This window comes from Streptomyces sp. NPDC029164 (assembly GCF_055563995.1).
Window position 1 is genome coordinate 144691 of the sequence record NZ_JBVHWW010000005.1, and the last position, 11367, is coordinate 156057.

The 11367-nt window shown below is 69.7% G+C and carries 12 protein-coding genes; 5 read left to right on the plus strand and 7 right to left on the minus strand.

Annotation, left to right across the window (positions count from 1 at the left end; translation table 11 throughout):
* Positions 1 to 3: 3 nt before the first annotated feature.
* The 6 genes from ACZ4VT_RS07160 to ACZ4VT_RS07185 form a co-directional block, all read right to left on the minus strand.
* Entirely contained in the window at positions 4 to 261 is a 258-nt protein-coding gene (locus ACZ4VT_RS07160) for a hypothetical protein (RefSeq protein ID WP_467947381.1), read from the minus strand.
* Positions 262 to 281: 20 nt separating this feature from the next.
* Positions 282 to 1760 carry an aldehyde dehydrogenase family protein gene (locus ACZ4VT_RS07165; protein WP_467947382.1) on the minus strand — a complete coding sequence of 493 codons (1479 nt, stop codon included), beginning with the start codon at positions 1758 to 1760 and terminating at the stop codon, positions 282 to 284.
* 3 nt (positions 1761 to 1763) lie between these two features.
* The gene (locus ACZ4VT_RS07170; protein WP_467947384.1) at positions 1764 to 1928 is read right to left on the minus strand and encodes a hypothetical protein; all 165 of its coding nucleotides are present in this window, start codon (positions 1926 to 1928) and stop codon (positions 1764 to 1766) included.
* Positions 1925 to 2698: an SDR family NAD(P)-dependent oxidoreductase gene (locus tag ACZ4VT_RS07175; protein ID WP_467947386.1), complete on the minus strand. Its 774-nt coding sequence runs from the start codon at positions 2696 to 2698 to the stop codon at positions 1925 to 1927. The genes ACZ4VT_RS07170 and ACZ4VT_RS07175 overlap by 4 nt, the downstream gene beginning before the upstream one ends.
* A gap of 109 nt (positions 2699 to 2807) precedes the next feature.
* Complete coding sequence (locus ACZ4VT_RS07180) at positions 2808 to 3920, minus strand: cytochrome P450 (protein WP_467947388.1); 1113 nt, start codon at positions 3918 to 3920, stop codon at positions 2808 to 2810.
* Positions 3921 to 4015: 95 nt separating this feature from the next.
* The gene (locus ACZ4VT_RS07185; RefSeq protein ID WP_467947389.1) at positions 4016 to 4687 is read right to left on the minus strand and encodes a TcmI family type II polyketide cyclase; all 672 of its coding nucleotides are present in this window, start codon (positions 4685 to 4687) and stop codon (positions 4016 to 4018) included.
* Positions 4688 to 4900: 213 nt separating this feature from the next.
* Between ACZ4VT_RS07185 and ACZ4VT_RS07190 the strand changes: the two genes are divergently transcribed.
* Together ACZ4VT_RS07190 and ACZ4VT_RS07195 are read left to right on the plus strand one after the other, a co-directional pair.
* Positions 4901 to 5848 (plus strand): aromatase/cyclase, encoded by a 948-nt coding sequence (locus tag ACZ4VT_RS07190; protein WP_467947391.1) that lies wholly within the window; start codon positions 4901 to 4903, stop codon positions 5846 to 5848.
* Positions 5849 to 5916: 68 nt separating this feature from the next.
* Positions 5917 to 6924, plus strand: coding sequence for a methyltransferase (locus tag ACZ4VT_RS07195; RefSeq protein ID WP_467947393.1), 1008 nt, complete (start codon positions 5917 to 5919; stop codon positions 6922 to 6924).
* Positions 6925 to 6964: 40 nt separating this feature from the next.
* On the opposite strand, the gene ACZ4VT_RS07200 is transcribed toward ACZ4VT_RS07195, so the two are convergent.
* Positions 6965 to 7624, minus strand: coding sequence for a TetR/AcrR family transcriptional regulator (locus ACZ4VT_RS07200; protein WP_467947395.1), 660 nt, complete (start codon positions 7622 to 7624; stop codon positions 6965 to 6967).
* A gap of 235 nt (positions 7625 to 7859) precedes the next feature.
* On the opposite strand from ACZ4VT_RS07200, the gene ACZ4VT_RS07205 reads away from it, so the two are divergent.
* From ACZ4VT_RS07205 to ACZ4VT_RS07215, 3 genes are all read left to right on the plus strand, one after another.
* Positions 7860 to 8831, plus strand: a complete 972-nt coding sequence (locus ACZ4VT_RS07205) for an ATP-binding cassette domain-containing protein (RefSeq protein WP_467947397.1) — start codon at positions 7860 to 7862, stop codon at positions 8829 to 8831.
* Positions 8828 to 9613: an ABC transporter permease gene (locus tag ACZ4VT_RS07210; RefSeq protein WP_467947398.1), complete on the plus strand. Its 786-nt coding sequence runs from the start codon at positions 8828 to 8830 to the stop codon at positions 9611 to 9613. Before ACZ4VT_RS07205 ends, ACZ4VT_RS07210 begins: the two co-directional genes overlap by 4 nt.
* 66 nt (positions 9614 to 9679) lie before the next feature.
* A complete protein-coding gene (locus ACZ4VT_RS07215; protein WP_467947400.1) occupies positions 9680 to 11206 on the plus strand; it encodes an FAD-dependent oxidoreductase in 1527 nt (508 codons plus the stop codon).
* Positions 11207 to 11367 lie beyond the last annotated feature (161 nt).

Here is an 11367-nt window from a genome sequence, read left to right on the forward strand (position 1 = left end):
GCGCTACCCGGCCACGGACGTGCCCGGGGGATCCCCGCACTCCGGGTCGCCCGGCACCGCGGCGGAGGTGCCGGTGAAGATCCCGATGGCCGCTTTGAGCGCCGCCGAGGCGGACAGGTCGCCGTGGCAGGGCCCGGCCGCCTCGGTGCCGGCGAGGTCCTCGCCGGGGACCTCGACGAAGACCTCGCCGGGGTCCGGGTCACTCGGATCCGGTTCGTCCACGCTGTGCGGCAGCCCGCCGTCGAAGATGACACCTCGCATGGCGTTCGCCTCCTCTCGGCTCAGGACGGCCAGACGACCGACTGGAGTTCGCTGTACGCGTGCAGTCCGAAGGAGCCGCCTTCGCGGCCGACGCCGGATTCCTTGAAGCCTCCGAAGGGCGCCTCGGGGTGGCGCTGCGCGGTGTTGATGCCGACGGTGCCGCTGCGCAGCCGCCCCGCGAGGGCCCAGGCCCGGGCGGTGTCGCCGGAGTAGACGTAGTCGTACAGTCCGTAGGGGGTGCCGTTGGCGATCCTTACCGCCTCGTCCTCGTCGTCGAAGGGGATGACGACGACCACCGGGCCGAAGATCTCCTCCTGGGCGACGGCCATGTCGGGGGTGACGTCGGCGAGGACGGTGGGGGTGACGTAGAAACCGGGCTTGATCGCCGGGCGTTCGCCGCCGGCGACGACACGGGCGCCCTGCTGCCTGGCGCCTTCGACGCAGGCCTCGACGCGGTCGCGGTGGGCGGCCGAGATGAGCGGGCCGACGATCGTGGACTCGTCCAGCGGGTTGCCGACCGTCGCCGTCCGCGCGTACTGCGCGAGGGCGGCGACGGCCTGCTCGTACAGCGATCGGTGGACGAGCAGGCGCGCCGGCGCCGTGCAGATCTGGCCGCTGTGGAAGGAGAAGGCCGAGCCGACCGCCGTGAGCGCCGAAGTGAAGGTCTTCTCGTCGGCGTCCGCGAGGAGGATGGCCGCGCCCTTGCCGCCGAGTTCCATGAGGGTGCGCTTCAGCTGACCGCCCACGGCCGCGGCGATCCTCTTTCCCGCGGGGGTGGAGCCGGTGAAGCTGACCATGTCGGTGTCGTAGTGGGCGACCAGTGCCTCACCCGTGATGGGCCCCGACCCCGTGACGACGTTGTAGACGCCGTCCGGCAGTCCGGCCGCCTTCATGATCGGGCCCAGCTCCAGGCAGCCGAGCGGATCCTGCGGTGCGGGCTTGACGACCACGGTGTTGCCCATGGCGAGGGCCGGGGCGACCTTGGCCGCGAGGTTGGCGAGGGGGAGGTCGTAGGAGGTCAGGCAGGCCACGACGCCCATGGGGCGGCGCACGGCCGCCGCGCCGATGAGCCCGCCGGGCGCCAGGGGGCTCTCGGGGACGAGGTGCGGCGCGAGGGGTACGGTGTCGGGCTCCAGCGCACCGCGCGCGTAGCGGCGGAAGAGGTCGGCCGCGGCGAGCACCTGCGCGGACTCCGCCACCCGCAGGGTCGCGCCGGTCTCGGCCTGCACCAACGGGACCAGCTCGACGGCCCGTTCGGAGATCAGGTCGCCGATCCGCTCCAGGACGGCGGCGCGCTCGCGCGGATCGGCGCGGGACCAGGTGTGGAAGGCGGTCCTGGCGGCGCGTGAGGCGGCCCAGACCTCGGCGGCGTGGCCCTCGGGGGCGTAGCCGACGGCTTCCTCGGTGGCCGGGTCGGTGATCTGGTAGTGGCCCTGTTCGGGCTGGTACCAGGCTCCGTCTATCCAGTGGCCGTACTTCTTGGGGGACTCGGATGTCACGGGTCAGGCTCCCTTCGGCAGGCCGGGGACGCGACCGGCGATGATGCCACGCCGGATCTCGTTCGAGCCGCCGTAGTCGGTGTCGGCGCGGAAGAAGAGGAACACCCGCTGCGTCGGGGTGGGTTGGTACGGTGCGTCGGTGCTCCCGCCGCCGGGACCGGCGGTCACGAGATCGACATCCCGCCGTCGATGGACAGCACGTGACCGGTCATGTAGTCGGCGTCCAGCAGCAGTTCGACGCCGCGGGCCACCTCGTCGGGCGTGCCCATGCGGTCGAACGCGGTCCGGGCCACGAGCGCGGTCCGGGCCCCGGCCGGCAGCTCCTCGGTGAGCGCGGTGGCCATGAGGCCGGGCGACAGCGCGTTGACCGTCACGTTGAACCGCCCGCACTCCAGGGCCAGGCTGCGGGTCATCCCCACCACCCCGGCCTTGGCCGCCGAGTACGCCGTCTGGCCCCGGCTGCCGATGAGACCGGCGGGCGAGACGACGTTGATGATGCGCCCCCAGCGGGCCCGCATCATGTCCGGGAGCGCCGCCCGGCAGGTATGGAAGGTGCCGAGCAGATTGACGGAGATGGTCCGGGTCCAGTCGTCGACGGACTGGGTGGCCATGAGACCGTCGTGGCGGACGGCACCGGCGTTGACGAGCACGCCGATGCCGCCCAGCTCGGCGCGTACCCGGCCGACCATGTCCCGCGTGGCGGCCCAGTCGGCGACGTCCGCCTGGACGACGACGCTGGGCCCGCTGAGCTCGCCCGCGACCTTGCGGGCCCGGTCCGCACCGTTGGTGTAGTGCAGGGCCAGCCGGTAGCCACGGCGGTCGAGTACGTGTGCCACGGCGGCGCCGAGGGCCCCCGAAGCACCGGTGACGAGGGCCACGGGGCCGTCGGGGCCGTCGGTGCCGGCCGTGGCGGCGGCGCGGGTGTCGTCGTCGGTCACCGTGTCACGTCCTCCCCAGGAGTCGGCGGGCCGCCCCGCCCGCCGAGGATCGGCCACCGGCAAGGCCGCCGCACCCGCTGTCGAGGTACGTGTGCGGCGGCCGGTGTCTCTACCAGGTGATGGGCATTTCGGCCGGACCGAACGCCTGTATCGAGTGGTACTTGTACGTCAGCTCCGACTCCGGCACGGCCAGCGCGAGCCGCGGAGCCCGCTCGAACAGCGTCGTGTAGACGATCTGCATCAGCTCCGGCACGAGGCGGTTCGCCGGGCACTGGTGCGGCCCGTGGCCGAACGCCAAGTGCCTGGTGGGCTTTTCCCGCATGAGGTTGAGCTCATGGGGATACGGACACACCGACGGGTCGCGGTTGACGGGCAACGTCGGCACCACGATGCCGTCACCGGCCCTGACCATCGTGTCGCCGATCCGCACGTCTTCCACGGCCAGCCGCATCGGCGTGCCGTCGTTGACCGAGAAGTACCGGATCATCTCGTCGATGGCCACCGTCATCCGGTCCGGCTCGGCGAGCAACGCCGCCCGCTCTTCCGGGTGGTTCAGCAGCGTGAGCACACCCAGCGTGATCATCGTGGACGTCGAGTTGTGAATGCCCTGGGCGTTCGACAGCATCAGGGGCGCCAGCCTGAACCAGTCGACCTCGCCGTGCTCGTCGAGTTCCTGCTGGATCATGCGGCTCATCAGGTCGTCGCCGAGGTTTTTCGCCTTCTCCTTCATGACGTCTTCCGCGTGCTGGTTCAGGCGCGCGGCCGATGCCTTCTCCTCGGCCTCGGTGCCGGTTCGCATCAGCAGGTCCCAGACGTTGTCCCGCATCGTCCGCAGCTCGGCCATGGGGATGCCGAGGAATATCTCCTGCAGCCGCCAGGCGATCGGGTACGACAGCTCCATCACCAGGTCGACCGGCTTGTCCTGCCGGCTCAGCATCGCGTCGATCGTCTCGTTCACGGCGACCCGCAGCCGCGGCAGCAATCGGGCCAGTCCCGCCGGGGAGAATTCCTGGATGACCGGCTTCTTCAGCTCCGTGTGTTCCGGGCCGTCCAGGTTGATCATGAAGGGTGCGCAGTACTTCAGCTTGTTCAACGAGTTCGGCGTCATCTTCGGAAAGTCGTCGTTCATCTTGTCCGAGCTGAACCGTGGGTCGGAGAGTACGAATCGGGCGTACTCGGGCCTCACCACCATCCAGGCCAACTTCCCGGTGGGCAGGGTCACCCGGCCGATGCCCCTTTCCCGCAGCGTCTCGTACTCGGCCGGGAGCACGCCGGGCAGCTTCCGCCGGATGGGGTGGGTCGGTAGTTCGGTCATGCTCACACCTCTGCAGCCCAGTGGTAGAAACGAGTGGCCAACGAGTTGCCTTCCGGGTCATACGGCGGAATGACCTGCGTGAGGTCGTCGACGAGCTGGAGGAATCGGGGATCGCCTTCCGTCCACACCGCGCTGATCACCTTGATGGCGTCGGGTTCCGCGAAGTCCTGGATGTGCAGGTAGATGCCACGCCACAGGTAGATCTGGCGGCGCAGCGTCCCCATGGTGTGCGGGATATCGGTGGTGTCCGATTCCGCGAACAGCCGCGACACCTCGGCGATGTGCTCCTGCCGCTGGGTGTTCACGATCACCGCGCTGTACGTCTGCTCCAGGTTCTCCGGATGCTCGGCCGGCCACACGTAGAACCGCTCGGCCGTCGGCCGGTCGACCGGACCGTCCCAGTCCGCCGTCGCGGCATGGTCGCCGAAGTGGGCCGACAGCCTGTCGTTCAGCCGTGTGCACCGGGGGTCGGTCGTCGTGATCCGGTACGCCTCAGCCGCGTCCGCGACGTCCCAGTCCTGCATGTGCACGTAGAGATCGGAGTAGTGGAAGACCTGCCTGCGGCGCAGTCGGGGCAGCTCGGACGCCACCTCGCCGTCGAACTCCCGAAGGATCTTGGTGACGTCGGCGACGCCATCACTGTCGAACGTGCCGACAGTGACGATGCTCGGCATATGCCTCTCCTCACGGTTGGCGGGTGGGACCTGTTGCCGCGCCACGGGCCCTCGCAGGGCTCGTTTCGAGGTCGCGCCAAGCGTGCGCCGTCGCCTTCGACGCCGAGTCGACGCCGGATCAACTCGAAGGGTCCTCGAAGCGAGGTCTAACGGCTACGGACATCGTCGAGCGCGACGGTTCCGGACGCTACGACGCTTGTGAGGTGTCTTGTTGTGTCGAGTACGCAGCAGCAGGTTGACCATGGCGTGACCATCGAGGCCGACTGGGAGACCGTGTTCGAGCTGGTCGCGGACGTCGCGCGGTGGCCGCAGTTCCATCTCTCCGCCGTGCACGCGGAAGTGCTCCACAGCAACGAGAAGGACGACCTGGTCCAGCACTGGTCGCTGGTCGGTGACTCCGCCGTCCGCACCTGGCGGACCGTGCGCCGCACCGACCGGCCGGGAGGCCGCATCACCTTCGCGTACGTGGAGGCCGAACCGCCCGCCACCGAGATCCGCGGCGAGTGGGTGTTCACCGAGCCCGCGCAGGGCCGTACCCGGGTCGAGCTGCGCCACCATGTCAGCGCGCCGGCCGGAGCCGATCTCCGCCCGCTGCTGGACAGGATCGACCAGGACGCGAAGGAACACCTCGACACGCTGCGCGACGCGGCGCAGCGGCGCGCCGAACTGGACGAGCTCGTGCTGTCCTTCACCGACCCCCTGTTCGTCGCCGGTTCCATCGAGGACGCCTACGACTACCTCTACCGGGCGGACCTGTGGCCCGAGCGCATCCCGCACGTGGTGGGGCTCGCCATGACCGAGGAGGTGCCGAACGTCCAGTTCTTCGACATGGACACCAAGGGTCCGGACGGCAGCACGCACACCGTCCGCTCGGTGCGGATCTGCCTGCCGCCCAACCTGATCGTGTACAAGCAGATCTCGCTGCCCGCACTGCTGGACGCGCACACCGGCCACTGGCGGTTCACCCAGACGCCGGAAGGCGTCATCGCCGAGGCCCGGCACACCAGCACGATCAAGCCCTCGGCCCTGTCACTGCTCGGCGCCGGGACGACGGTCGGTGGAGCGCGCCGGTACCTCCGGCGCCTGCTGAGCGCCAACAGCATGAGCAACCTTCGTCTGGCCAAGGCCTTCGCGGAGGAGCGGGCCGACGATCTGCCGTAGCGACACCGAGATCAGCCATCCACGCCGGGTTGAACGAACAGGCAGCAACCGTCGAGTCAGGAGAGGTCATGGCCAAGGAGACGAGGACCGCCAGGGGCGGGGGAGTGTGGGCAGCGGCCGATCTGCTGACCCCGATGGCGATCCGGGTGGCGGCGACGTTGCGGTTGGCCGACCACATCGCCGCGGGCACCCGAACCACGGAGGCGCTGGCCGAGGCGGTGCACGCCGACCGGGACGTACTGGGGCGGCTGCTGGACCATTTGGTGACCGCCGGCGTCCTGTCGAGTACGGGGACCGCCGCCTACGACCTGACGGCCATGGGTCAGTACCTGTGTGACGGGCAGCCCGAGGGCATGCGGCGCGTGCTCGACATCGAAGGCGCCCTCGGGCACGCCGAGTTGAGTCTTGTCCATCTGCTGCACACGGTCCGCACCGGCGAGCCCGCGTTCCCGCAGCAGTACGGCCTGCCGTTCTGGGACGACCTGTCGGCCGACGACGGTCGTGCCGAGTCGTTCGACGCCTTGATGGGCGCCAGGCTGGCGGCGCACGCACCCGCCGTGGCCGGGGCGTATCCGTGGGGAAACCTTCGTCATCTCGTCGATGTCGGTGGTGGCGACGGCAGCATGCTGATCACCATCCTGCAGGCCCATCCCACGCTGCGGGGGACGGTCATCGACCTGCCCGGCCCCGTGCGTCGTGCCGAGAAGGCCATCGCCGCGGCCGGTCTCGAGCACCGGGCCGAGGCGGTGGCCGGCAGCTTCTTCGACGAGCTTCCCGCCGGGGCGGACGGCTATCTGCTGTCGAGCATCCTGCACAACTGGGACGACGCGTCGGCCGCCCGCATCGTGCGACGCTGCGCCGACGCGGCGGCGGCGACGGGAAGCGTGTTCGTCGTGGACTACCTCGGCGACGAGAGCGTCCAGACCGAGGGTGACCTGCGGATGCTCTGCTACTTCGGAGGCCGGCAGCACACCCTTGAGCAGCTGCGGGAACTGGCCGGATCCGCCGGCCTGGAGACCGGCGCGATCACGCCGGCCGGTCGTCTCTCCGTCGTCGAACTGCGCGCGCGGAGTTGAGCGATCGCGCTCAGCCGAAGGCGAACCGTTGCCGGTTCGTCTATCCGGCTGAGCGCGATCTCTTCTTCGCGGCGGTCTTCGCGGCGGTCTTCGGGAACCGGGCCTCGATGCCGTCCAGGATCATCGACAGCCCGCTCTCGAACCGTTCGTCGGCATCACCGATCTCGGACGCCTGCGTCATCTTGCTCAGGTACGGGAACTCACCGGTGTCGAGCAGGGACATCAGGTACGGCTCCATGCGCAGGCGCCAGGCATGACGGTCGACGCCGGACTGGTTCGTGGCCGCCTGCTCGGTCAACTCGGCCTGCACGGCGCCGCTGACCCAGGAGAAAAGCAGGTTGAGCACGTCGAGCGTCTCGTCCATGTCGAGATCGCAGTTGCCGAGCAGGGCGAGATCGCGCTCCATGCCCCGCAGGAAGTTGGGCCCCATGATCGGGCGGATCGCGAGGAGCGGGGCAAGCCAGGGGTGCCGCAGGAAGATCTGCCGGCGGCGGCGCGCCAGGATCGTCAGGTCGGCGCGGAGGTCTCCGGTCGGCTCCTGAGGCTCGAAGCCCGTCGCGTTGTCGATCATCACCGCGTACAGGTCTTCCTTGGTCGGAAGGTACCGGTACAGGGTCATCGTGCCGGTGCCGAGCTCCTTGGCGATGTTCCGCACCGACGCGGCCTCGATGCCATCGGAGTCCGCGATCCTGATGGCCACCGCGGCGATCTCCCCGCGGCTGTGCGCCGGGACCGGACCCCTCGCGGGCCTCTCCGGTCGCATCCAGATGATTGGTTTCGGGTCCGACATGACCGCCATCCTACCGCCAACTCCGGCCATTTGCGTGCGGCGTACCCAGTTGAATATGGTGCAACCGCGTACACCGTCCTTGCGTACGGCGTACCCAGTGAACTAGGGTGAAACCGCGTACACCGCACCCGGTGAGGGGATGACTATGGAAAACGCGATCATGTACACCAAGGATTTACGGAAGCAGTACGGAGACGTCGCCGCGCTGGCCGGCCTGGACCTGAAGGTGCCGCCGCACGTCGTCTACGGCCTTCTCGGCCCGAACGGCGCGGGCAAGAGCACCACCTTGAAGATCCTGAGCACGCTGACGAGGCCCAGCGGCGGTCAGGCCGTGGTCAGCGGATTCGACGTCGCCCGGGACCCCGGCGAAGTGCGAAAGGTGATCGGGCTGGCCGGCCAGGACGCCACGCTCGACGACAAACTGACGGGCCGGGAGAACCTGCGGATCTTCGGCCGCCTGTCGCGGCTGGGCGTACGCGGGTCCCGGCGGCGCGCCGAGGAACTGCTGGAGCGGTTCAGCCTCGACCACGCCGGCAATCGGCTGGTCGGCACCTATTCAGGAGGCATGCGCCGCCGGCTGGACCTGATCGCCAGCCTCTTGCGTGCTCCCAAGGTGCTCTTCCTCGACGAGCCCACCACGGGGCTCGACGTCCGCAGCCGCATGGAGATCTGGGACACCGTGCGCGAGCTGGTCGCCGATGGCACCACGGTCCTGCTCACCACCCAGTATCTGGAGGAGGTGGACCAACTCGCCGCCACGGTCGGGGTGATCGACCACGGCAACCTCATCGCCGAGGGCAGCCCGGCCCAACTCAAGTCCCAGATCGGCAGCCACATCGACGTCGTGGTGGAATCCACGGACCATCTGGCGACCGCCATGTCGGTGCTGGAGAGCATCACCGGCCGGCGCCCGGAGGCGGACGGATCACACATCACCGTCGCCGCGGTGGACGCGGTGCCGACCCTGCCGCAGATCGTGCGTGAACTCGACGCGTCCGGCGCGGTGATCCGCGACGTCGGGATCCGCCAGCCGAGCCTCGACGACGTTTTCCTCTCGCTGACCGGCAAGACCGTTGACGCGGAGAAGTCGCTCGAAGTGCAGGAGGCGGTGGCATGAACGTCCTTGTCGACGGCTGGACCCTGACCCAGCGAAACCTCCTGCGGTTGCGCCACGAACCCGGAACCCTGCTCACCATCCTGCTGATGCCGACCGTGTTCGTGGTGCTGTTCGGATTCGTGTTCGGCAGTGCGATCGGGATCCCCGGCTCAGGGAACTACCGCGAATACATGATGCCGGGGATGTTCGTGCTGGGCACCGGGACCGCGCTGTCCTCGGCGATGGTGGACGTCGCGATGGACCAGTCGCGCGGGGTGATGGACCGCCTCCGCTCCATGCCGACCAATCGTGTGTCCGTGCCGCTCGGACAGAGCGGCGCGGAGGCGCTCATCGGCGTGTACGGCCTGGTGGTCATGATGGTGTACGGGCTGATCGTCGGCTGGAGGGCGCACAACGGCATCGCGAAGGCGATGGCCGCCATCGGCCTGCTGCTGCTGCTCCGCTACACGCTGGCGTGGGTCGGCACCTACCTCGGACTGGCGATCCGCAACGCGTCCACCGCGGCCAACCTGGCGCCGCTGACGCTGCCGCTCACCATGGTGTCCAACGCGTTCGTGCCCACCGACGGGATGCCGACCTGGCTGCGGGTGATCTGTGAGTGGAACCCGCTCAGCGCCCTGGCGACGGCCACCCGGACGTTGTTCGGCAATCCCGGTACCCCTGGGCCGGACGCGGCATGGCCGCTGACCCATCCGGTGACCGCGACCCTGCTGTGGGCGGGCGTGCTGTTGCTGATCTTCGTACCGCTCTCGGCGCGTCGCTTCGCCAAGGCGGGACTGTAGGACCCCGTCCCCGGCCGGGCCGGGGACGGTTCACCAATCTCACCAAGCTCACCATTGCGATCAACAGTGGATCACGATTCAAAAATGAGTGAAGGGAGAGTCATGCGCGTCGTGATTGTCGGCGGGGGCACTGTGGGGCTGTGCACCGCGGTTTTCCTCGCCCGCCAAGGGGTGTCGGTCCACGTTCTGGAGCGCCGGCCCAAGGTCAACGACCATCCGAGGGCGTTCGGCCTCACCGACAGGTCGGCGGAGATCCTGCGCGAGGCCGGAATCGAGGTGGACACGGCGCAGTTCGCCCGGGGCTTGATGAGCGGGCCGAGCCTGGCCGAACTCACCCCCGTCACCACCAAGTTCGAGCGACCGGAGATCGGCCCGGCGAAGCTGGGCAGTTGCCCGCAGGACCTGGTCGACCGGGCCGCGGTGGCGCTGCTGCGGGAACTGGGCAGTCGGGTGGACTTCGACAGCGAGGTGGTGGCCGTCGCGGATGACGGCGTCACCACCGCGGACGGCCGGGTCGTCACGGCGGACTACGTGATCGCCGCCGACGGAGTCCGCAGCAGGATCCGGGAGCTGCTCGGCATCGGCGTGACCGGCCCGGGAGAACTCGACGGTTCGAACGTGCTGGGCGGCTCGCACATGCTCAACGTGTTGTTCCGCGCGGAACTGCCGGCCCCGCCGCTCTCCATGACCTTCCTGCGCAACGAGCGGGCGGCCGGGATCCTGTACAGGGTCGACGAGGCCGGCCGCTGGATCTTCCACATCCGCAACGGCGACCCGGACACACCCGCCGAGCAGATCCGGCAGCAGATCAGGGACGCCACAGGCGTCGCGGACGCCGAGCCGGAGATCATCAGCCAGATCCCGTGGTCCTCGACGGCCCAGGTGGCCGACGCGTTCCGGCGGGGCAGGTTCTTCCTCGTCGGCGACGCGGCACACGCGGTACCGCCCGTCGGCGGTTTCGGACTCAACATGGGGATCGCCGACGGCCACAACCTGGCATGGAAACTGGCTGCCGGGGGTGATGCCCTGCTCGACACCTACGAAGCCGAGCGCCGGCCGGTCGCGCTCTTCAGCATGCGACAGAGTGTGATCCGCGCGCAGAACCACACCCTGCACTGGAACAACGATCCGAGCCTGGCGGCCGAGCGGGCGGCCGTCGGCATGGCGGGCATCATGATCCCCGTGGTCGGCTACCGGTACGACTCGCCCGCGGTGGTCGACCCGGAACCGCTGCCGGACCTGGAGAACCTCGTACTCGACGGCGCACCGGGCAGCCGCCTGCCCCACCTGTGGCTTCCGGACGGACGGTCCACAGTCGATCTCGTGGACGGCTTCACGCTGCTCACCGGGACCGCGGCGGACCACTGGCTGGATGCCGCACGGGAGGCGGACATCACGGCGCATGCGGTCGCGGGGTGGGCCGAGGCGGCCCACATCAAGGAGGACGGCGCCGTGCTGGTCCGTCCCGACGGCTTCGTCGGCTGGCGTACGGCGACCACGCGAACGGATGCCCCCATCGAGCGGCAGCTGCGGGATGTCCTCGACCGCATCCTCTGCCGACAGCGCCCGAGCGCCCTCACCCAGGAGGCCTGACACCGAATTCCCGACACAGTCTCGGGGGGGGGGGGGGGGGGGGGGGGGGGGGGGGGGGGGGGGGGGGGGGGGGGGGGGGGGGGGGGGGGGGGGGGGTGGGGGGGGGGTGGGGGGGGGTCGGGGGGGTAGTTTTCCCCAACCCGAGCTCGACGCCCGTGGGG

Bases quoted from the DNA above. Each gene is read 5' to 3' on its own strand.
- ACZ4VT_RS07160 (WP_467947381.1), bottom strand. From the start codon at position 261: ATGCGAGGTGTCATCTTCGACGGCGGGCTGCCGCACAGCGTGGACGAA.
- ACZ4VT_RS07210 (WP_467947398.1), top strand. From the start codon at position 8,828: ATGAACGTCCTTGTCGACGGCTGGACCCTGACCCAGCGAAACCTCCTG.
- ACZ4VT_RS07185 (WP_467947389.1), bottom strand. From the start codon at position 4,687: ATGCCGAGCATCGTCACTGTCGGCACGTTCGACAGTGATGGCGTCGCC.
- ACZ4VT_RS07205 (WP_467947397.1), top strand. From the start codon at position 7,860: ATGGAAAACGCGATCATGTACACCAAGGATTTACGGAAGCAGTACGGA.
- ACZ4VT_RS07195 (WP_467947393.1), top strand. From the start codon at position 5,917: ATGGCCAAGGAGACGAGGACCGCCAGGGGCGGGGGAGTGTGGGCAGCG.